The organism is Pseudoalteromonas sp. OOF1S-7 (assembly GCF_022347765.1).
Classification (GTDB): Bacteria; Pseudomonadota; Gammaproteobacteria; order Enterobacterales; family Alteromonadaceae; genus Pseudoalteromonas.
Map to the genome: position 1 here is coordinate 139,183 of NZ_JAKRFZ010000012.1, position 22,018 is coordinate 161,200.

Sequence of the window (22,018 nt, forward strand, 5' to 3'; positions counted from 1 at the left end):
TGTATCTCAGATTATTTCTAGATTGCTTTTTGAGCAATAACCATACAAGGATACAACATGAAAATTACACTTTTGGCTGCTGCTGTACTGTCTTTGTCAGCGAGCACCGTCTCTGCGAATACTCAGCAATCGGGCTTGCCTGATATCACACCCAGTGTCGTGGGGGGAGTTGAAACTCCAGCATACTCAAGGCCATACCAAGTGGCGTTATTGATGAATGGCCGCCAGGGTTGTGGCGGTACTTTGTTGAGTGAAAACTGGGTACTGACTGCAGCACACTGCCTGGATAATGCCTCAACAGCGAGTCTGACGGTCCGTGTCGGCGCCCATTCCATTAGCCGTGGTGACGGTGATACCTTGAGGGTATCTCAGATTATTATGCATGAGAACTGGCGTGGCGCCAATGGCATCCGCTCGGGCTATGATATCGCAGTACTGCGCCTGGCCACGCCGGCTGCAAGCAAGTATACCCCGGCAAAGCTCCCAACTCAGGCGATAGCTGATCAGTATGCGGGCATAGGCGACTATCCAACGGTTTCCGGATGGGGTTTAACTTATAACCAGGGCCGCCCGAGCGATGTGCTGCGCGAAGCTCAGTTACCCGTCATTTCAAATGCCAGCTGTAGCAGCCAGCTCAACTTTAATATTCCCGGCTCTGTGATCTGCGGCGGTGGTGAAGGTGGTCGCTCAGCCTGTAATGGCGACAGCGGGGGTCCTTATGCGGTGCGTGTCGGCAACGATTTCTACAGTATCGGTACGGTGAGCTGGGGGATTGCCTGCTCAGGTGCAACGGCGTTCACCCGGACAACCAGTTATCTGGACTGGATCGAGCGCAAAACAGGCCTGACTCCGGACAACCCGACGGACCAAAAACCGGTTGCTGATTTCAGCTCTTCGGTCTCAGGTATGACAGTGAGCTTTGCAAACCGAGCGACGGATGATAACGGTATTACGGCTTACGACTGGAATTTTGGTGACGGTAATCGTTCCAGTGCTGCAAACCCACGTCATACGTATACGGCTGATGGCAGCTACAACGTGACGTTAACGGTGACTGATACTGCGCAACAGACAGCGAGCGTATCCAAAGTGGTGTCTGTGGGTGAGCCGCCTGTGTGTGATGTTCAGGCCTGGAACAGCACTGCCACGTATGCGTTAGGCGATAAAGTGTCGTATCAGGGCAGCATATATGAGGCTATCTGGTGGTCTTCAGGTGCTCAGCCAGATCTTTATCCGAACGTCTGGAAGAAACTAGATAACTGCGATGGTTCAGGCGATCCTGCACCGGTTGCGAATTTCACTGTGACTCAGTCAGGTCTGACCGTGACCCTGACGAATACCAGTACAGACAATGGCCAGATTGTGTCTAGTCAGTGGCAATTTGGTGATGGTCAGAGCGCTTCTCAACCCTCTGTGACGCATACTTACAGTGCAGCGGGTAGCTATACCATTCGCCTGACGGTAACAGATGATCAGGGGCAGAGCAGCACAGTGTCAAAGAACGTGGCCGTGGGCGGTGACGACAACTGTCAGGGTATTCCAAGCTGGAATGCTGGTACGGTTTACAATACGGGCGACCGTGTTGCTAAGGGCGGTGTGGTGTATGAAGCGCAGTGGTGGGTGCAGGGCGAAGATCCCGCTCAATCTGGCCCCTGGGGTCCCTGGAAGTCTGTAGGCGCCTGTAACTAGTCGCTTTTTTGCTCAGTCCCGGGTAATCTATCAGAAATTTGACGGTAAACAGAAGATCATGGGACTGAGTAATCAGGCACACAGTGAACTACGCAGACTGGGTGAGCGTGTCAAGAAAGTGCTCACCGCAATTATGCGGGCAATGCCCGCCCAGGCACAAACCATAGGCGGATTTGCTCGTCATATTGGCTGCCATCGCTCAACCAGTCAGCGTTTATTTAATGCATACAAAGCCAAATCAGGCGAACAGGTACTCTATTATCTACCCGGGCAACAAGCAATGCATGCTCTGGGAGAGCAGCTGGCAGGACATATTCCACAAGATCTGATCACGCAATGGTGTCAGGTGAGTCAACGATTCGCAACAACCATGCCTCAGTACGCCAGAAGTCATGCACAATTAAAACGACTATTAGAATGCCCGGAAGAGGATAAAGTGAAAGTGCAGGACGTCAACCTCTCAGGTCAGGACAAGCGTGCTCAGTTGTATTACGCCGCAAAGTCATTGCTTGGCATGAGTATGGATGAAATCTTTTGTGCCTATGTCCTGACCCGCGAAAGAGGCCGCGAGGGTTTTTTGCAAGAAGTGGCCATGATCAGTAAATCGCAGATCAAGCGTGAAACCGGTGCCGCGCCTTTTGTGCAGTTTTACACTCATCCACATAGTGATGATTTTACCGCGCCGTTGAATATCAACGCGAACAGCCGGGTTGACGCCAAGCGCTTTAGCATCGGCATCGTTGAGGAGTTATCCAGCCCCGGATTGTACGACGCATTTGCCAGCTATTCCCCTGGTAACAGCGGACTGGTGTTCGACCCCGTAGCAGGTCATGAACACTTTGATGCAACCTTTATTTTTAATAACCCGGATGAACTGGTTGATCCGCTCAGTCATACCAGCCAATGCAGCTCGACCAGTATTTCAATAAAAAACCCGGCTAAGAAATTACGCCTGCTGGTATTGATAGAGCAGCAGCTGGATCGCCATAGTTGTGTCAATGTCGGATGTTACCATGGCAATCAAAAAGTCGAGGAAGGCAAGCTTAGCGTGGAAGATATGTGGACTGAGCGTCTGCCTGAGTTTCCCGAACTACGCTTGATTGATTTAAAAGCCGGCGTTCAGGCATTGCAGTGGGATAAAGTCCAGCAACAAAAACTGGACTACTTGTTTTGTTACGCAGATCTGGACCCGGCTAACTACCGCTGTTATTTAATGGAAGTCGACTACCCTATCTGGTCCAGTACTTATCGCATCTACTTCGAGCATCAGTGAGCTACTTTGAACTATTACGGCCTGCATTCTATAGTTTCAGGAGGTCGGTAAAAGCGAGTCAGGTGATGTTACGAGCGATTGTTGGGTTGTGGATGCTGCTAATACCTGTAATCTCATGGGCTGAGATACCGGGGGTAGTGACCGACACCCTTCAGGAAGCTGAAGATTACCTAACGGTCGATCCAGCGACCACACTGAAGCTGCTGGAACAGGTTGAGCAGCTAGACCAGCTGCCCACTCCGTTATTTTTGCGCTGGCATTTTATTCGTTTGCGTGCATCCGTACCAACCCATCAGATGGAAGCGATGGAGCACTCCCTGGAAGCGATATTTTCGCACCATACTCACCCCTATTTTATCGAAAAAATCCCCACGGCCATGAGTGCGCTGGGGATCTGGCTGCGTCGTCACGACTACCTGAATGATGCCAGACTCAGCCTGGAGTGTGCCTACAAGTATGCACAGTCTGATCAGCAAAGGCTGACCCTGACCAATAGCCTGGCGCTGGTATCGCGTCAACTCGGCGACTATGAACAAGCACGCGCTTTGTATGACAGAGCGATTAGCATCGCCGATAAAGCCGGGATCACCTCTAAAAATGGCATTATCGCTAATAATTTGGGGATCATTGCACTGGAGCTTGGCAAAGTAACAGAGGCGGAAGCGCAGTTTCGCAAGGCACTGGCGAACTACCAGGAAATAGACAAACGCTCCGGACAGATCTCAGCGGGCGTGAATCTACTGTTTGCTTTTATTATTCAGGAGCAGTTGCTGAACTATCAGCGTTTATACGGACCAACTGCCAGGCTGACCGCGTCATTTCCCAACGAGACCAAGCAGGCCATGTTATTGTGGGTGAATGCCCGCTTTATGCAGCTTGAGGGACACTCGGTGAGCCAGCAAAGTCAAAGTGCGCTGAAACTGGCCTACACAAAGTTGCAGGATGACAATGTTCGCCGACTGGTGTTTAGGCACCTGGCGACGCCCCTTGGCGTGGATGTTCAGTTGCCAAAGCCTGTGGTGGTCAGGCCGTTCGAGCGAAGCTGGTATAAAACCGTCAAAGCCTGTGACTGGTAACTATATAACGAGTACTACCCAGAAAACTTGTATCCCACACCGTAAACGGATGAGATTGGGGTCTGATCGGGCGCGATGGCACTGAGCTTTTTACGAATATTTTTGACATGGGTATCTATGTTACGGTCGACGATGTCATCATTATTCGGGTAAAGCTGTTCAATTAGCTGGGCACGGGAAAACACTTGTTGTGGGTGACTAAGCAATAAAGCCAGTGATTCGATATAGCAATTGGTTGGGTTGCAGCGGCTGTACTGCCTGAGTTTGAATCACTTGAACCGCAGGCACTCAGCACGATACTGAGCGTGAATAAGAAGAGTTGTTTCATGAAAACCTCGAGCGTGGCTGGTGTCTTATTCTCAGTCTAGATAGCAAATGTGGGGATAAAATAGCCTCGTTAAAAAACTTTTAACGTTTATAAATTAATAAGTTATGCGATTAGGAGGGCGAGGCTTGGGCAAATGTGTGGAAACTGTGTGGTTATCATCCCTGAATAACAGTGAACCAAGGTACTGGTGGCTCGAAGTACATGTTACGGCTTGATACTTTTCTCAAAATGCTCCGTCAACAGGTCGATAAAATGCCGTACTTTGGGTGAGAGGTGACGGCGACTGGGATAAACCACATACACGTTCACATCTGGCTGCGGATAATCGGGAAACAAAGTGACCAGTTGCTGCTGTGCGATAATGCTGTCTACATAAAACGCTGGCAAACGTGCAATGCCTATTCCGTCGCGCGCCATGGCGGTTTGCATATGACCGTTGTTACATAAGATCCTTTGTCGTACATCCACATGAAACGCGTTGCCTTGCTTATCTTTGAATTCCCAGCGGTCGGGTGTTTTAAGGTTGCTGTAGCAAATGCTGTGGTGTTTTTGTAACTCCTTCGGGTGATGAGGTTGCCCAAACCGGCTGAGATAATCCGGGCTGGCAACAATATAAGTCTTACATCGATAGACCCGCTTACAGATCAGGCTTGACTCCTCCAGCTGGGGGGTTGCCCGCACCGCCAGATCATAGCCATCGCCAATGAGGTCAACTGCTTTATCTTCAAGATCCCATTCCAGTGAGACATTAGGGTAACGGTTCAGGTACTCGGCCAGAACAGGTTGCAGATAATCTGTACTAAATGCCACCGGACAGGTGATTTTCAGGGTACCCCGTGGAATGTCATCGGCAACATTCAGTTGCTGTGCGGCTGCCAGTGCATCTTCGATAAGTTGGGTACAGTTTTGGTAATAAGCTTCCCCCTCGGGCGTCAGAGCCAGTGTGCGCGTGGTCCGGTTTAACAGTCTCACACCCAACCTTTCCTCAAGCCTGGCAACGACTTTACTGACATGTGAGGGTGAGTGGCCCAGCTTCTGTGCTGCGGCAATAAAGCTCTTGCTCGTGACAACTTCGGTGAAGATCTCTATACCTTCAAAAAGATTGTTATTCATATGGAAATAGTAACTTTACTTTTACCCTATTAATCATTATTAAAACCTAATATACACTGGTTGTCATCAGCTTGAGGCAAACACAAATCAAAGTGTGGCTCCAGGTGAATCTAAATTCAGACTTATTTTGAGAGGGTAACACCATGAAAGTTCTAGTATTTGCAGCCAGTAATAGCCGTCAGTCAATTAACCAGCAGTTGGCAAGTTATGCAGGATCGCTGATCCCCAATGCCGAGCTTGAAGTGCTCGACCTGAATGACTACGAAATGCCTATTTACAGCATTGAGCGTGAGACAGAGGGCGGCATTCCGGATGAAGCGCAACGTTTTTACGCCAAAATAGGTGCCGCAGATGCAATCATTGTGTCTTTTGCTGAGCACAACGGCAGCTATTCAGCGGCTTATAAAAACCTGTTTGACTGGACATCACGTTTAGATATGAAAGTATATCAGAATACACCTATGCTGATGATGGCAACGTCGCCGGGTCCGGGTGGTGCACAGAGTGTGCTTGCATCGGCGGTCGGATCTGCGCCTTATTTTGCTGCGGATGTCAAAGCAAGCTTGTCGGTGCCAAGTTTCTTTGATAATTTCGACTCTGAAACAGGTGAACTGACGAATGATGAGATTAAACAACAACTTGAAGCTGCATTGAAACTGCTGCACTAAGTTAGTTTTAGCGCGTAAAGCTGCACTATCACAGGCAGGGTGATATCAAATATTGCCCTGTTTGGTTGATTTTTATTCTAACAGTCTAATTACTTTAAAAAAGTTAAATTTTGGGCTTTTCAAAAGCATCAAAATCTTCTAGTATCTTTGTCGTCGATTTGGGGCTATAGCTCAGCTGGGAGAGCGCTTGCATGGCATGCAAGAGGTCGGCGGTTCGATCCCGCCTAGCTCCACCAAATCTCCTTTTCTTCTATTTTCATTTTTATTCACCTTAGCTACGATACCTACTTTCGTCATTAACTTTTAGTTTATCTGGTGAGCAATGAACAATCTATTTTCTAATTTGCCTGCAGACCTCAGCGAAGAAGTCTTTCAGACATTATTGTCCCATGAGCAGCTCAAAATAGAGCGCATCGTATCAAAAGGACACACCTCGCCGCCTCAGGATTGGTACGACCAGGATGAGCATGAGTGGGTACTGGTGCTGCAAGGGGCAGGTGAGCTGACATTTGAAGATGGCCGGATTGAACGTCTGTCTGTGGGGGACTACATCAACATCCCTGCACACTGCAAGCATAAAGTCAGCTGGACCGATCCTGAGCAGGAAACCGTCTGGTTAGCCATCTTTTACCGCTAGCCATTTGTCGAGCACGGTTTTGAGTTGTTCCAGTGCAATAGGCTTACTGACGTAATCATCCATACCTGCGGCAAAACAGGCCTCAATGTCTCTGATCAGTACATTCGCAGTCAAAGCGATAATGGTCAGCTGCATATGCTGGGGCAGTTTGCGGATTGCTTTGGTCGCTTCTATGCCATCCATATTGGGCATGTGCATGTCCATCAGGACCAGATCATAATGCTCTTTCTCCAGTTGTTGCAGCGCCTGCTGGCCATCGGTAACTATGGTGACACTCAGGCCCAGCTTTTCCAGAATAGCTTTAGTGACCACCTGATTAACTGCATTGTCTTCTGCCAGCAAAACATGCCCATGTAGTTCGCCTAATGTCACCTGATCACTGTCTTCAGAGTAAATCAGGCAGCAAGGAGTCACAGGCCAGTTAAAGTCAAACTGAGCCCCTTCCCCTTGTTGTGACTGACAATTGAGGTGGCCACCGCACAGCTCAATGATCTGCTGGCAAATGCTCAGACCCAGCCCGGAGCCTCCATAGCGCCGGGTAGTGCTCTCATCTTCCTGATAAAACGGGTTAAAAATGTGAGGGAGTTTATCCTTAGCAATACCAATGCCGCTGTCAGAAACGGTAAACTTAAGCATCACTTCTTCCATATTACCAATATTTTCAACTTCCAGCCGGATAAAGCCCTCATGGGTGAACTTAATAGCGTTATTAAGGAGGTTTAGCAGTACCTGTTGTAAACGGTGCTTATCACTCACCACCTCTTTGGGCACAGTATCGCCGATCACCAGTTGGAAACGCAGCCGTTTTTCTATGACCTTTTCGCTAAATAGCTGTTCCAAATGATGTAAAACAGCGTACAAATCAAACGGTTCAAAATATAGCGATACTTCACCCTGATCTAATTTAGAGATATCTAGTATGTCATTGATAAGGGTTAGCAGACTCTGCCCCGACTCGTTGGCAACCCTGATTAGGGTTGTCTGCTCTTCGTTGAAGCTGTTCTGTTGATTGAGCAACTGCAGGGTGCCCAAAATGCCATTCATTGGAGTGCGGATCTCATGGCTCATGTTGGCCAGAAAGCGGCTTTTGGCATTGGCGGCTTCTTCCGCGGCTAGTTTGGCTAACTCCAGTGCCTGAGTACGTTCCTCCACCCGCTGCTCCAGATCAGATTCTCGTTGGAACACTTTGTCACGCATTTGGGCAAAAGCGCGGCCGAGATTGGCCAGTTCATCTTTACCCCGAGTCGACAAAGACACATTAAAGTTGCCCTGGGTTAGTGCCTGCGCGGCTTTGGTGAGCTTAGCAATGGGCTGGTAAATACTGTTCGAGAACCGCCAGGCAACCAGCAATGAAATGGTGATGGCAAACCCCAGGATGATCAGCAGCTGCTGACGCAACGCGTACACCGGGGCGAACACCACATGCTCAGGCAAAGTTAAGGCAATACTGTAGCCGGCGGATTTTACCGGGGCATAAAAAATAAACGATTTTGGCTGAACGGGGGTTTGTGCTAACTGGGCATAGCCATTAAAACCGGCAATCATTTTCAGGCCGATTTCTCGAAGCATAGGATCGGCTTCTTCGGTCACTTTTAAGCGTACGGCAATTTTCTCACCAATATCATTCACGACAAACTTCCCCTGTTCGCGTTTGAGCTGGACTATTTTGTCTGGCTGCCAGTGGTACATATAAATACCCTCCTGGGAAACCAGCATAAACCGGGCATTGTCGTAAAATTGATGCACAACCTGCTTAGACACAGCCTGCACCAGACGGTCTATCTCACGCCAGGGAATGCTGCCACCAAGCAAACCGGCGACCTTACCATCATTTGCCAATATGGTGGCGGCCACAACGATCTGTTTGACGCCTGTAGTGTAGGAGATCATAGGCTCAGAGACATAAACTTCAGCTTTCTGATTAACGTTGCGGCCAATGGTCTGCTGCCAGTAATCGCGGCGGGCAATGGTCCGCTTGCGGGCCTCTGGAGCCTTATCATCGAAGGTTCTGAGCATATTCTGAAAAGGATTACCGCCTTCTGTGTTGTGAAAGCTGCCATCGGGCCGGCCAAGAATGAACTTTTCGTAGATCTGCTGATGCGCGTCTTTTTCGGTTTGTAAAATGGGGGCGATCTGTTCAAAGTCCATAGTTTTTAGCGTCGGCTGGCGTGCCAGGGTGGCGACTTCGCTTTTACGCTTGGCAAAGTAGCGGTCGAAAATGGCTGCGGCGTTATATACTTTGGCCTGGGCGGCCGAGATACTCAGGCGTTTTGCCTGCTCGGTACTGTGCAACATTGCGAGCGAGAAAATCACCAGCATGGGAGCCAGCGCTGTTAAACCCAGAATCACCATCAGGCGCGTTTTTAATTGCATAAATCAAAGTAAAAAAGCTTCTTATCTCACAAGTTTAGACAAAATTTTAATTTGCACCTCTCGTTATAAAAATTTATTGCCCGGTGGGTTTAAATAATACGTGATTATCCGGCCTAAGCTGATCCGGGACCGTTTGAGATCGCGGTTTCTTTATTCCATATCAAACCAGCTGGCATTAGAAATTGCTACATTAGTAAGGTGTTTAGCCCCTATGGTTGGTACTAAAGCGTGATACTGATATTTCTAATTTGGGCATTACTAAGCTGTTCAGTGTGTCTGGCAGTTGAACCCATCTTACCCCTGCACAGTGTCGCCACGGATGAGCGCAAAGTCGCACTGGGTCGGCAGTTGTTTTTTGACACCCGGCTGTCGCGTTCTAACGAAGTGAGCTGCGCATCCTGTCATCAGCTGGCAACCCATGGTGCCGATAAGGTACCGCGATCAAAGGGTGTAGAAGAGCGGCTTGGCGATGTCAGGGCTCCCTCTGTGTATAACTCAGTATTCAATATTCGTCAGGCCTGGGATGGTAAAGCCATGGATTTAAAAGCCCAGGTAACACTGCCCGTAGAAAATCCGAAAGAATTTGCTACGACCTGGCCTGAGCTAATTGACACACTCAGCGCGGATAAGTCATTCGTTAGCGCTTTCAAGCAGGTCTATCAGGATGGCTTGTCGCGTGATGCAATCAGTGACGCTATTGCCCAGTATGAGCGCAGTCTGGTCACTCTCAACGCGCCGTTTGATCTGTGGTTGCAAGGAAAAGGACCTTTGTCTGAGCAGGCTCAGGAAGGCTATCGCTTGTTCAAGTATTATGGTTGTATTAATTGCCATCAGGGCAAGAATGTGGGTGGCAATATGTTTGCAAAAATGGGCACTTTTGGTGACTATTTTGGCGATCGCGGGACCCCAATCGAGCCTGCAGATTACGGTCGCTATAACGTTACTGGGCGAGAAGCGGATAAGTTTACCTTTAAGGTGCCGGGTTTACGCCTCGCTGCCAGGCAGGCTTACTTTTTTCATGATGGCAGTGAGCAAAGCCTGAAAGGAGCGATCAATACGATGGCCCGATATCAGCTTGGTCGCTCGCTCAGTGAAGCGCAGCTCACAGCCATAGTAGCCTTTCTTGAAAGCCTGGTTGGACATCATCAGGAAATGGCGCCATGACGCGTACTGTAAAAATCAATTTCCCCGTTATTGGCCAGTGTTTGTTGGTGATGGTATTGACGGCCTTAATGGTGTACTTCTTCCGTGCTCATATTGCCACCGGTGAGCGCCAGCACGAGCAGGTATCGCATTTGTTTGATGCCAAATCAATCGACGCCAAATTAGACAAATTTGCACTTGAGCTCAGCGTGGGCAGTTTGCGCCATTTTGATGATTTGCAGCAATTAGACAGGACGTTGCAGCAGCTGACAGACAGGCAGCAGGCACGCCAGGCAGGCATTGAATACCTGGCGTATCTCAGGCTGCTCAGGCACAAAATGGCCCTTATGGAGCAATTAAAAACTCAAGCGGTGGGGATGCGTAATGGTCTGACTTACCTGCCAGTGGTGCTTGATGAAATGACTGCGTCAAACCACCCACAGGCCCTGCTTGGTAGCACGATACTCGCCAGCCTGGTGACCTCTGGCCAGTCGCTGGATGAGCTGTTACTGGATACCCGTATTCGGACTTTAGCACAGGCAACGGTAACAAGCTCCGATCATGCATCGCTCAGCCGTCGCTTCGTCAATCATATTCAGGTTGCGGTCGATTACTATCGTCAGGTGCATGCAACCCGCCAGGAGTATCTTTCCATTAACAGCAAAGAAGCCTTTGCCCGGCTGTATCGGGCACAAATGGACTTGCATGGCTCACAATTGCGCCAAACCCGCACGCTGAGTGAGCAGTTATTTGGCCTGGCGGTGGTTTTATTGCTGATGCTGTTGTTTATTTTGCAGCGTTTAAACAAGGCGAAAAACCATGCACTGCAGGCCAGCCAGTTGCTGCATGACGCCATTGAGCGGCTGCAGGAAGGGTTTGCACTTTACGACAGTGAAGGCACCCTGATGCTGACTAACCAATGCTGGTTACGCCACTACGGCGTGGCGTGTCGTGCTCAGTTTCCACAAACGCTGAACGAATGGCAGTTGCGTCAGTCCGAGTTTGTGCATGAACACAGTGAAACACCACAAGCGCTACAAAAAACGGCGCACGGACGCTGGCTACAGATCCGCCATGCCCGCACTGAAGACGGCGGGTATGTTTACATCAGTGTGGATGTGACTGAGTTCAAAGAAGTGGAAGCGGAGCTTAAGACGGCAGCTGCGGTGTATCAGGCAACCCAAGAGGGGATCATGACCACTAATGCCGACCTTGAGATAACGGCAGTTAACCCGGCCTTTACGCGTATCACTGGTTATCAGGAGCAGGAAGTGCTGGGCAAAAAACCGAACCTGCTCAGTTCGGGACGTCACGACAAACGTTTTTACGAGCATATGTGGCATACGCTAAAAACTAAGGGAGAGTGGGCTGCAGAAATCTGGAACCGTCGCAAAAATGGCACGATTTATCCCGAATGGCTGGCCATCAGTGCGGTTGAAGATGAACAGGGACAGGTACAGCAATACATTGCTGTGCTGTCTGATATGACGGAACGCAAGGAACAGGAAGCCAAAATTGCCTATCAGGCGATGTATGACGCGTTAACCGGGCTGCCGAACCGACGCCTGTTACTGGATAGGATCTGTCAGGATCTGAAACAAATAGAACGCCAGCCACACCTGAGTGCTCTGCTGTTTATCGATCTTGATCGGTTTAAACGTATTAACGATACGATGGGACATGACGCTGGTGACAATCTGCTGTTAGAAGTTGCGAACCGGCTTAACCATCTGGTACGACGTACCGACACCCTGGCCCGCTTCGGTGGTGATGAATTTGTGCTGTTGTTGAGTCAGATAAGTGACGTGGAAGACGCCGCAAAAGTGGCAGAAAAAATTCTTCTATCCCTGGCTCAGCCTTTTACCATCAATGGTTTTGAGGTGATCAGTGGTGCCAGTATTGGCATTGCCATCATGCCTGATGATGCCCACGAACAACAGGAGATCCTGCGCCGGGCAGACCTCGCAATGTACAAAGCGAAAGAAAGTGGCCGCAATCAGTATCACTATTTTGCACCATCGATGCAGCAACAGGTCAACCGTCGCGTGGAACTTGAGCAACTGCTGCGCAGAGCCATTGCAAACAATGAACTGGCGGTTTTCTATCAGCCCATTATTGAGCTTGAATCGGGCCAGCTGCATGGCTTTGAGGCCCTGACCCGCTGGCCACATCATGGCCAGTATATTGCCCCGGATGAATTTATTCCGGTTGCTGAAGAAAGCGGATTGATCTCTGAGCTGGGTGAGTGGATGCTGATGCGCTCAACGTCAGATATTGCTGCCTTGAATCACACGCTCGGTCTGAACTGTTGCTTGTCGGCGAATATTTCCAGTCAGCAATATAGGCTTGGGTTTAATGCTACGACCTTGCGTCATATCCTGCGTCAGACCGGGTTTAAACCGGCCAATCTGGCACTTGAAATAACGGAGAGTATTTTATTGGATGACGATGAGGCTATTCTGGCCTGGCTTGAAGGACTCAGAGCAACGGGGGCGCATCTGTCAATCGACGACTTTGGGACTGGCTACTCCTCGTTAAGCTATTTGCGCCGTTTCCCCATCAACACGATTAAGATTGATAAAAGCTTTATCCATGAGTTTGCGCATGCCCCGGACTCACAAAATCTGGTGCGAGCCATATTATCCATGGCTGCCAGCCTGGGGCTTTCTGTTATCGCTGAAGGGGTTGAACACGTCGCACAGCTCGAAGGTCTGAAAGCAATGGATTGCGATTTAGTACAGGGTTATGTATATGCCAAACCTATGTCGCTGGATGAGCTGGAGATCTGGTGCCGCGAGTTTTGTCAAAACCAAACCCAGAGCCTGGTCTAGTTGCTACGCTATCCGGGGGACTGGATAGCGTCGTTGTGCCTGGGGAGTGCTGCGTAGGTCAGCCGGGATCTGAAGGAGGCATCAAGCTGAACACGCTGCTGTGGGCAATGTGTATTACACAGTCTGACTTGTTCATTATCTACAAAATAGTAGGCTTTCTGAGCACACAAAGCTGCCAGCCGCGCAGCGGTTTTCTCTGAACATGTGATCAGCATGCTGAATTCACGATAGCTAAGGTCGGCACTGGCTCCCCAAATAGGAAGCATTTTATAGCCCTTACGCTCCAGTGCCGGGGACAGCAAGTGCTGATACTGGCGGTTTTTGGCCAGTGTTTGCTTTACGCCATTGGGGTTCCACAAGCTGATGATAGCCCCGCTGGGGGCTGGAGGTAGTGCACCCCATGGCCGAAACCAAACCTGCTGATACGCTTGCCAAAGCTCGTTATCAATGAGATCCTGCATACCTGTTGACTGAATAATTTCACAGTGGCTTCACAGTAGCAGGGCTACGCTGAGTCTGTCCAAACAAAGGAGACTCAATGATGAAAAGAACTCTGACAGTTGCATCTTTATGGTCGCTGGTAAGTGCCGGCACGATCAACTCGGCCATTGCCGCAGACGAGCCACATGTGCTAATGGTGTTAAGTAGTTATGGTAAGCAGATTGATGGTAAAACCACACAGCCTGGTTTTGAATTTGATGAACTGAGTAAAGCCTATCAGGTGTTCAGTAACAATGGCATTCAGGTTACACTGGCCTCACCAGCAGGTGGACAGCCACTGGCTGATGAGTACAACAAGGATAAGTCCTATAACAAGGCATTTTTAGACGACCCGCGGGCGATGAGCGCCTTGTCTGATACCGCCACGCTTACCAGTCTGAATGGGCAATCATTTGACGGGATATTCATTGTTGGTGGCAAAGGCCCTATGTTTGACTTGCATCAGGATAGGGAATTACAGCGCCTGATCCGGGAAGTTTATGAGCAGCAGGGCGTCGTTGGCGCTGTGTGCCATGGCCCGGCAGCACTGGTTGATGTGAAACTGAGCAATGGCGCATACCTGGTCGATGGTAAAAGAGTGAATGGTTTCACTAATCTGGAAGAAACTGCGTTTGGCAAAAAGTGGCGCCCACAGTTTGAGTTTCTGCTGGAGGATAAGCTAAAGGAGCGTGGGGGGCTGTTTGAGCAAGATGGTCTGATGCTCAACCAGGTCACCATAGACGGTCGCCTGATCACCGGTCAGAACCCTTTTTCAACTGCAGATACGGCGGTTGCAATGGTCCGTGCTATGGGGATCGAGGAGATCAGTGAGCCAGTTTATAAAGATGATCAGAGCGTAAAGCTGGCTGAGCTGCTATTCAGAGACAAAGCGGCTGCCGTGGCACAATTCAAAAAGTCGCCAGACACATACGATGTCCAGATGCTAGCCATGCTGGGGGTCTATCAGGCTAAATTTGCTACCACTCAATTGCAGCTGCACCATGCCATAGAGCTGATGACCTTTGCACAGTCGCAATTTAATCATCCTATGATTGAGCTGACCATTGCCCAGGCTCATGTTCGGCAAAATAATCAGGCGGAAGCAAAATCCAGCCTGTTGCGTGCACAAAAAACCTATCCCGATAATGCCAAAATTAAGGCCATGCTGGCGACGCTGTAGCGCGTTACCCGACTCAACAATAGCGGTGAAGGGGATGTGTTTGACCCCTGCCGCATTAACTATGAAATTTACTAATAGCCGAACGGGTGGCTGTTTAACACTCATTGTAACTAATAACGGTATAAAAGGTGGGGAAAAATTTGCCCAGAGCAATCTGAAACCCCCAGATGTATCATTTTTGTTTTATATTTGTGTTCTACTTGTGCAATGTGAATAATTCCTTTCACATTAGACTGGACAATTCAATATTTTTTCTATTAACAAAAGTCATGTGCTTTCATCGCAAATCGGATTTTAAAAAGCCCTTTCAGACGCTACACTAAGCTTGCTTGATAACTCAAAACGTCAAAGGAAGTGTGTCTATCATCATGAAGTTAAATGATAAATATGATACTGACTTTAGCCGTGCAGTATTTGGGCCCTATGAGCTTCACAAAAGGAAAAGGTTGTTAACATATTGTGGTGAAAGCGTGCGCCTCGAACCTCTTATCTATGACTTATTAGAATATTTTATCTGTCATAGAGACAGGGTAATTGGCCGAGATGAATTGTGCCGGGAGATCTGGCAACAAGAGTATGTCGACAACAATGCCATAAATCGGGCTGTGTCCGAATTACGGCGCTGTGTTTCCAAACATAAACTTGGGGTTGACGTGATCAGAACGCATTATCGCAAGGGCTACAGCTTCAATCTGGTGGTTGAACTGGATCCCAGACCAAACCCATTCCGTTGGATAGCTAAGTGGTTTCATCAGGCTGTACCATGCAAAGAACAGTGATCAGTAAAACAACTGGCTTTTCTGTTAAAGCCCGCTGGGCAGGCGTCGCTCAGCCGGTCGTGCTTAATCTCTTTGTATTGGTTTAGTGGTTGAAGTGCGCTAAACCTGTGTCTTTTATTATCTCTGTGCTGGTGGCGGGCTGATTTTTGCGAATAGCCTGCCTTCATCAAAAAGTCGGCTTACTGCATTATCGCAATGAAATGCTCCGCTGATGCTTGATTCGATTCTATCTTTCTCTGTCTGCCTTTAGCCAGGGCGCTTGCCAAGTCTTCCCAAATCCTTTAAAAGGTAGAAGATAATTTAATGGAGCAGACAATGTTAGATAAGTCGCATGGCGCAGCCAAATTCACCTGTCGGGTTGCATTGTCGGAGGATATCGTCAGAATGAGCGAGATCCGTTTGCAGGTTACAGAGAATAGACTGAGTGATCCCGGTAAAGTTACACCTCAGATGTATCAGGCGCATATAGCAGGGCAGGGCAAGAGCTGGGTGTGTGAACTGAATGGCCTGATTGTTGGATTTGCCTCTGCGGCCCGTCAGGATGGGTCTATCTGGGCGTTGTTTATTCTGCCTGAATATGAAGGGCTGGGAATGGGTAAGGCTTTACTTGACCTGGCTTGTGAGTGGCTGTTTAGTGAAGGGCATAAAGTACTCTCACTGTATACCGAGATCAATACGCGTGCTGATGGGTTTTATGGTGCGCAAGGCTGGTCGAGAGGTCAGGAGGATGAGCATGGTGATGTTTCTTATACGCTGTGCAAGCGCACTTTTTACGAACACAACGGGGTGTGATAAACTTAATTTAAATCAAAGGATTAATATGGAAATATAATGGCTCCGCCACTGCAACAACTCGCTCATTGGTTTTGTACGCTGCCACAGGGCCAAAAGCAGGTGCTGGCTGATACTCTCAGCACAGTATTTGTTGAGCTAAACAAAGTGCCAGCCACACACAAGGAACAAACTTTGCTGACGTTACTTGCCAGCCAGGCAACAAACGCCAGTCTGATAGCGCTCATTCTTAATCTGCGCACACAGATCGAACATACCGTGTCCGTACAGGCGGACGCGCTGCCAAAGTTAGCAACAGCCGGCGATTTGTTATTTTACAGTCGGGCACAGGGTAGCGACTCACTCAGGAAGATTGCTGATGAACATTGGCACTGGCAGCAAACACGTGACTCCTGGCAGCAGCTGAAGCAAGCCTACTTATCGTTAAATTACATACGCCGCTGGCTACACTCCTGTTGAGATGCATTTCACATTGCTTTCACGAACCTTGCGTTAGTTTGTATTCACTTGTTGATTAAATTGGTGACCGGGATGGTGCAAATAAAAGTACTGCTCATTGAAGATAACCAGGATCTAAGCCGCAACATTGGCGAGTATTTTGAATCACAGGGTGCTGTGGTGGACTTTGCACACACCGGAGAACTGGGAGCGAAACTGGCACTGGAACAATTTTACGATTGTGTGGTCCTGGATGTGATGCTACCCAAAATGGATGGATTGGCTGTCTGTCAGCAGTTGCGCACAGAAGCTAATCGCCATATTCCCGTTATCATGCTAACTGCGCGCGATACGCTGGATGACAAGCTAAGTGGTTTTTCTCTTGGCGCGGACGATTACCTGACTAAGCCATTTGCGCTCGAAGAGTTGTGGGTACGCTGTAACGCCCTGGCCAGACGGCATTTACTCAACAGCGAGCACACACTGCGCCTGGGGAAGGGTGAGCAAGCCTTGTCGCTGAATAGTCAGACCCAGGTGGTTGAGCGTGCCGAAACGCTCGTAACGCTACAGCCAATTCCGTTTAAAATTCTGCGCTTATTGATGGAACATCACCCGAGAGCGCTGAGTCGCAGTGAGTTATGTGACAGGATCTGGGGTGATGAGCCAACCGATTCAGATGCGCTGCGCTCCCATATTTATCAATTGCGTAAGGCCATCGACAAGCCATTTACCAGTCCGATCATCAAAACCATTCATGGCATTGGTTTTGCGCTTGATATAGAAGGATAAGCTTTCTGTGAAAGCCACTCAGTTACGTAATCGGATCCTGCTTTTTTTTATTGGTATTGCGCTGTTTATTAGCGCGCTATTTAGTGCTGCGAGCTTTTTATTTGCTTATAGTATTGAAGACCGCTTTTTTATCGCTTTGCTGAATGATGAAGCCCGGACTATTGCGACTCAACTTGAAGGTGGTCAGGAAGTCAGGCCCCGGCTGGCGTTCATTCAGTATTACCCTGAACTTACGGATCTGCCACAAGTCGTACAAGAAATGCTTGCGCAAGAGCCAAACCGGATCGAATTTAGCGGAGAGGGTGAGGCGCATTATCACCTTAAAAAGCTGCCATCAGGCTACTTAGTGGCTGAGGTGAGCGAGCAGCTGGTGGTGCGCAAGATCAAAGGCGGTATGCTGAAATTTATACTCGTCTTGTCTGGTGGGGTGCTGGGGGTGGCACTGGTGCTGGCTTTTGTCTCTTTGATGATGGCAAAACGCCTGGTTAAGCCTTTGGATACTTTAGTTAAAATAGTAGAAGATGCTCCGGTTGAGCGTTTGCCACAGAATTTTTCGGGGCAGTTTGTCAATGATGAAATTGGCGCATTTGCTAAAACGCTGGAACAGGCACTGGCAAGAATACGACGCTTTATCAGCCGAGAGCAGGCGTTTACGCGAGATGTCTCCCATGAATTAAGAACACCCGTTGCGGTAACGCAAAGCTCGCTCACCTTGCTTAAACAAACACCGCTGAATGACAAACAGACCGAGCTGGTGGGGCGGATTGCAGATGCCCAGCATCAAATCACACAAAGCCTGGAGGTGCTGCTGGCGTTAGCCAGGGAAGAAACCTTAACCACTGCGCAGACCCGTGTGCTGCCAGTGGTGGAGCAGGTGATTTTAAATCAGGCTGAGAAAATCGCCGGCAAAGATATTGAGGTGGAGGTTGAAGTATCGTCGCAACTAACATTACCCATTGCACCGAGTGCCCTGCAATTGCTTCTGAGTAACCTGGTCGGCAACGCATTTACCCATATTCACTGTGGTGTGGTGACCATCAGCGCCAGCACGCACGGCATCACAGTTTTGGATACAGGCCACGGGATTGCGCCACAGCAGTTAAAGACCCTGTTTGAGCCAGGTGTTAAAGGCCCTCAAAGTAAAGGAATGGGCATGGGGTTGTCTATGGTTAAGCGCTTGTGTGAAAAACTGGATATTGAACTGAGTGTTTCCAGCTCAGAAGCGGGTAGTGTGTTTTGTTTGAAGTTTCCTGGCGGGGATAGCCAGGTTAATCAGTAGCTGAGTTACTACTTACTCATAAGGTTGGAGTGGTTCGAAATGTAAGGCTGGTAGCCTCAATCGTCTTCCCGGACGCGTGCGAACCGGGCTCTAGTTAAACACCACACAGAAGTGCTTTGTTACGAGCAAATCTGACGAACAACTCCGCCACCGCCAATCAACCCGGTCATCCCGGACGCGTGCGAGCCGGGATCTACTTAAACATCACTCAGAAATGCTTGGTTACGAGCAAACCTGACGAACAACTCCGCTACCGCCAAACAACCTGGTCATCCCGGACGCGTGCGAGCCGGGATCTACCTAAGGACCACACTACAGCATGTCGTATAGGAAAATCACACAAACCACTCTGTCATCCGGGAAGTGTAGTCATAAGGTATTTACCCTGCGTTATCTTTCACATGCACTACCTAGAGAGTTTATGAGACTACGCCACTATGGTTGCCTGATAAATGAATATAGCGGTGCGGTTACTCTGCCAATGCGACATGCAAGGAAGAGTAACTCATGCTGTAACGAAATCACGGGATCTTGCCAAATAGGAAAAATGGGTCTAATACTACGCATAAGTAACGTTGTTCAGGCAGGGAATGAGTCACGTTGTAACGGGTTAAGTCACAAACGGTTCAACACAAAAGTCACTCATTAATAGCAAATCCCCCTAGCATAAACCACACCAGCCGGATACGGCGTGCAGGTAGCGGCCCCGTTCAACAAGCGATTATGCGTACTGTGAATGCATAAATACTAGAGCGTTAGCGTTCTTAGCGGAGAAAAATTTATTGCTCGGGAGAGAATATGGATTTTAATAAGATAAACTTTGAATATACAGATGCTCAGGAAGAGAGAATCCATGCACCTGAGCTAATTGACACCGCATACGTTGATATCAATTGCATTACAGAGGAAATATTCAAGCCAAACAAGTATTTGGTATATGGACCAAAGGGAGCGGGAAAATCAGCGTTAGCTTCAAAATTAAAGTTTATGGCCAAGTCGAGGTGGGATTTATTTTGTGAAACGGATGACTTGGAAGAGTTTGAATTTAATCTATTGAAAAAGACTGGGGGTTCTGCCGGAGAAAAAATAGGGGGAAGTGTAACCGTATGGAAGCTGCTACTCTATATAAGAATATTATCTCTTTATAAAGACAATCGTTTTTTGTCGGATTCAGGTACTTCAGCTGTTGCACTATTTGACGATTTGAAGAGGTATGGCCTGCTCGAATCAAATAGTCTTGTCCAAGTTGTTCAGGAAACTTCGAGAAAAGGATTATACTCAAAATTCTCATCGATGTTCCTTTCCCTGCAAGGGAAGTACGATAAGACAGTAGATCTAAAAGTAAAAGACCCAGCAGAGCTTGTTGAAACAATAGAATTTTCGCTAGATGAGCTACCAGAGATTGAATCAAGTCACTATTTGGTTCTGGATGGTTTGGATTATTTGCTAAGAAACGGACGTAACTTTGCAGGATACTTGGCTGATTTAGTTGCGGCTATAAGGCAAGTAAATAACTTCTTTTCTGAAAGAAAAAATAATAGCAAGGTAATCGTTTTGTTTAGGGATGAAATATTGGAGTTAGTTCCTGACCCTAATCTTACAAAAAGAGCTTCAGATAACGGAATATCGCTTGATTGGTTTGATAAAGAAGGAAGGCCTTTTGACAGTCACTTATTGCAAGTTATAGAAAATAGAGCGCATATGGCCGGTTTTAATAAAGATATAAAATATCTTTGGAAAGAATGGTTTCCTGTTGAAATTATGGGTAGAGAGAGTATTACATTTGTACTGGATAGTACGAGATACCTTCCAAGAGATTTGATTAGATTTTTTAGGTCTATGCAGTCCTTAAATAAAACTCCACCGTTTTCTGAGTCAGATGTATTTACTGCACTAAATAATTATTCCGAATGGCTAGCTTCAGAGCTTAGTGATGCATTAGTGGGATTGCTAGATGATGATGTTAGGGGGAATGTGGAAGGTATTTTATCTGAAATAGGGCCTAGGTTTTGCACTCAAGACTTCGAAAGCTGCCTGGATGATTACGGACTAGACGATGAACACGCGGAAAGAATATTACATGTTTTGTTTAATACGTCGTGGATAGGTAATGTATGGCAAAAGTATGATAAGCCTAGATATGCGTGGAAGCATCGTAGGAAAAAGGCAGTTTTTTCCCCAAGAAAAACATCAGTCGTTCACAACGGGTTACTAAAGGCTCTGAATCTTAGGTAAATAAAAAATACGCAGACATATAGGGACGCTCCAGCGATGTCAAGCCGAGTAGGCCTGCGGGATAGCGAGTTTTCGTTATCCCGTACGTTATTTTACCCGTGTTGCCAAAACGCACAAACGCAGACACCCGGCGTTATTTGGAGGGTGTTCATAATTCTGTGTCAGCCTACTGAGCTCAAAGCTCGATGTAGTCATCCAAGCGCCCTGGAAAGTGGATGGCCATCTGTGATAGCGTGAGATTCCAGTTCTGGATAGGATGCGTCCACCGCTCTTGAGCTTTAAGTATACCGGCATAGAGTAGCTTTAGTAAGCTGTTTTCATTGGCAAAACCGCCCTTGGTTTTGGTCAGCTTCCGGAACTGGCGATGTACAGCCTCCACGGCATTTGTCGTGTAAATAGGCGTTCTTACGTAATCTGGGTACTTGAAATAAGCGCTGAGTGTCGGCCATTTACAGCGCCATGATTTGATGACCAAAGGGTATTTTTCACCCCACTTGGCTTCCAGTTCGTCCAGCGCGATTTCAGCAGCATTCAGGGTTGCAGCCTTATAAACGCATTTGAGATCCGCCATGAAAGCCTTTTGGTTTTTGGATGCCACGTATTTGAGTGAGTTACGGATCTGGTGAATGATACAGTGCTGGATCTCTGTGTTCGGATAGATGGTTTCAATGGCTTCAGGGAAGCCTTTGAGGCCATCCACGCAGGCAATCAGGATATCTTTAACGCCTCGATTATTAAGGTCGGTCAACACGCTTAGCCAGTGATGGGCACCTTCCTGGTCTGAAAGGTAGAGGCCCAAAAGCTCCTTTTTGCCTTCGATGTTGAGAGCCAAAATGGTGTAGATGGCTTTACTGACATAACGTCCGTTTTCTTTGATCTTATAGTGAATAGCGTCAAGCCAAACAATGGGATATA

General features: G+C 48.2%; 19 protein-coding genes and 1 tRNA gene. 15 read left to right on the plus strand and 5 right to left on the minus strand.

From position 1 onward, the window contains the following. Nucleotides 1-57: 57 nt before the first annotated feature. From MHN33_RS16945 to MHN33_RS16955, 3 genes are all read left to right on the plus strand, one after another. Entirely contained in the window at nt 58-1,689 is a 1,632-nt protein-coding gene (locus MHN33_RS16945) for a trypsin-like serine protease (protein WP_239399610.1), read from the plus strand. 58 nt (nt 1,690-1,747) lie between these two features. Next, a complete protein-coding gene (locus MHN33_RS16950; protein ID WP_239399612.1) occupies nt 1,748-2,962 on the plus strand; it encodes a hypothetical protein in 1,215 nt (404 codons plus the stop codon). A 65-nt stretch (nt 2,963-3,027) separates the two neighbouring features. Continuing rightward, complete coding sequence (locus MHN33_RS16955) at nt 3,028-4,038, plus strand: tetratricopeptide repeat protein (RefSeq protein ID WP_239399614.1); 1,011 nt, start codon at nt 3,028-3,030, stop codon at nt 4,036-4,038. Between the two features lie 14 nt (nt 4,039-4,052). On the opposite strand, the gene MHN33_RS16960 is transcribed toward MHN33_RS16955, so the two are convergent. Next, nucleotides 4,053-4,244, minus strand: a complete 192-nt coding sequence (locus MHN33_RS16960; protein ID WP_239399616.1) for a helix-turn-helix domain-containing protein — start codon at nt 4,242-4,244, stop codon at nt 4,053-4,055. A 326-nt stretch (nt 4,245-4,570) separates the two neighbouring features. Further along, nucleotides 4,571-5,479 carry a LysR family transcriptional regulator gene (locus tag MHN33_RS16965; RefSeq protein WP_239399618.1) on the minus strand — a complete coding sequence of 303 codons (909 nt, stop codon included), beginning with the start codon at nt 5,477-5,479 and terminating at the stop codon, nt 4,571-4,573. Nucleotides 5,480-5,622: 143 nt separating this feature from the next. Between MHN33_RS16965 and MHN33_RS16970 the strand changes: the two genes are divergently transcribed. The 3 genes from MHN33_RS16970 (at nt 5,623) to MHN33_RS16980 (ending at nt 6,784) form a co-directional block, all read left to right on the plus strand. After that, nucleotides 5,623-6,147: an NAD(P)H-dependent oxidoreductase gene (locus MHN33_RS16970; RefSeq protein ID WP_239399620.1), complete on the plus strand. Its 525-nt coding sequence runs from the start codon at nt 5,623-5,625 to the stop codon at nt 6,145-6,147. Nucleotides 6,148-6,307: 160 nt separating this feature from the next. Beyond that, nucleotides 6,308-6,383, plus strand: a tRNA-Ala gene (locus MHN33_RS16975). 86 nt (nt 6,384-6,469) lie between these two features. Further along, complete coding sequence (locus tag MHN33_RS16980; RefSeq protein WP_239399622.1) at nt 6,470-6,784, plus strand: cupin domain-containing protein; 315 nt, start codon at nt 6,470-6,472, stop codon at nt 6,782-6,784. Here the strand turns inward: MHN33_RS16980 and MHN33_RS16985 are convergent. Beyond that, nucleotides 6,764-9,157: an ATP-binding protein gene (locus tag MHN33_RS16985; protein ID WP_239399624.1), complete on the minus strand. Its 2,394-nt coding sequence runs from the start codon at nt 9,155-9,157 to the stop codon at nt 6,764-6,766. The genes MHN33_RS16980 and MHN33_RS16985 overlap by 21 nt on opposite strands. 228 nt (nt 9,158-9,385) lie before the next feature. Between MHN33_RS16985 and MHN33_RS16990 the strand changes: the two genes are divergently transcribed. Together MHN33_RS16990 and MHN33_RS16995 are read left to right on the plus strand one after the other, a co-directional pair. Then, on the plus strand, nt 9,386-10,321 hold the full coding sequence (locus MHN33_RS16990) for a cytochrome c peroxidase (RefSeq protein WP_239399626.1): 936 nt from the start codon (nt 9,386-9,388) through the stop codon (nt 10,319-10,321). Further along, nucleotides 10,318-13,131, plus strand: coding sequence for an EAL domain-containing protein (locus MHN33_RS16995; protein ID WP_239399628.1), 2,814 nt, complete (start codon nt 10,318-10,320; stop codon nt 13,129-13,131). The genes MHN33_RS16990 and MHN33_RS16995 overlap by 4 nt, the downstream gene beginning before the upstream one ends. Nucleotides 13,132-13,139: 8 nt before the next feature. Here the strand turns inward: MHN33_RS16995 and MHN33_RS17000 are convergent, their stop codons facing one another. Further along, complete coding sequence (locus MHN33_RS17000; protein ID WP_239399630.1) at nt 13,140-13,592, minus strand: DUF3293 domain-containing protein; 453 nt, start codon at nt 13,590-13,592, stop codon at nt 13,140-13,142. Between the two features lie 77 nt (nt 13,593-13,669). Between MHN33_RS17000 and MHN33_RS17005 the strand changes: the two genes are divergently transcribed. The 7 genes from MHN33_RS17005 (at nt 13,670) to MHN33_RS17035 (ending at nt 21,103) form a co-directional block, all read left to right on the plus strand. Continuing rightward, nucleotides 13,670-14,791 carry a type 1 glutamine amidotransferase domain-containing protein gene (locus tag MHN33_RS17005; RefSeq protein WP_239399632.1) on the plus strand — a complete coding sequence of 374 codons (1,122 nt, stop codon included), beginning with the start codon at nt 13,670-13,672 and terminating at the stop codon, nt 14,789-14,791. Between the two features lie 470 nt (nt 14,792-15,261). Next, a complete protein-coding gene (locus tag MHN33_RS17010; protein ID WP_239399634.1) occupies nt 15,262-15,570 on the plus strand; it encodes a winged helix-turn-helix domain-containing protein in 309 nt (102 codons plus the stop codon). A 315-nt stretch (nt 15,571-15,885) separates the two neighbouring features. Then, nucleotides 15,886-16,362, plus strand: coding sequence for a GNAT family N-acetyltransferase (locus MHN33_RS17015; RefSeq protein WP_239399636.1), 477 nt, complete (start codon nt 15,886-15,888; stop codon nt 16,360-16,362). 39 nt (nt 16,363-16,401) lie between these two features. Next, nucleotides 16,402-16,821, plus strand: a complete 420-nt coding sequence (locus tag MHN33_RS17020; RefSeq protein WP_239399638.1) for a hypothetical protein — start codon at nt 16,402-16,404, stop codon at nt 16,819-16,821. A 72-nt stretch (nt 16,822-16,893) separates the two neighbouring features. Next, nucleotides 16,894-17,589: a response regulator transcription factor gene (locus MHN33_RS17025; protein ID WP_239399640.1), complete on the plus strand. Its 696-nt coding sequence runs from the start codon at nt 16,894-16,896 to the stop codon at nt 17,587-17,589. 7 nt (nt 17,590-17,596) lie between these two features. After that, nucleotides 17,597-18,868, plus strand: a complete 1,272-nt coding sequence (locus MHN33_RS17030; protein ID WP_239399642.1) for a HAMP domain-containing sensor histidine kinase — start codon at nt 17,597-17,599, stop codon at nt 18,866-18,868. Nucleotides 18,869-19,666: 798 nt separating this feature from the next. Next, the gene (locus tag MHN33_RS17035) at nt 19,667-21,103 is read left to right on the plus strand and encodes a hypothetical protein (protein ID WP_239399644.1); all 1,437 of its coding nucleotides are present in this window, start codon (nt 19,667-19,669) and stop codon (nt 21,101-21,103) included. Nucleotides 21,104-21,278: 175 nt separating this feature from the next. Here MHN33_RS17035 and MHN33_RS17040 read toward each other — a convergent pair. After that, nucleotides 21,279-22,018, minus strand: a 740-nt coding sequence (locus tag MHN33_RS17040; protein WP_239399646.1) for an IS256 family transposase, incomplete at its 5' end; no start/stop codon positions are given.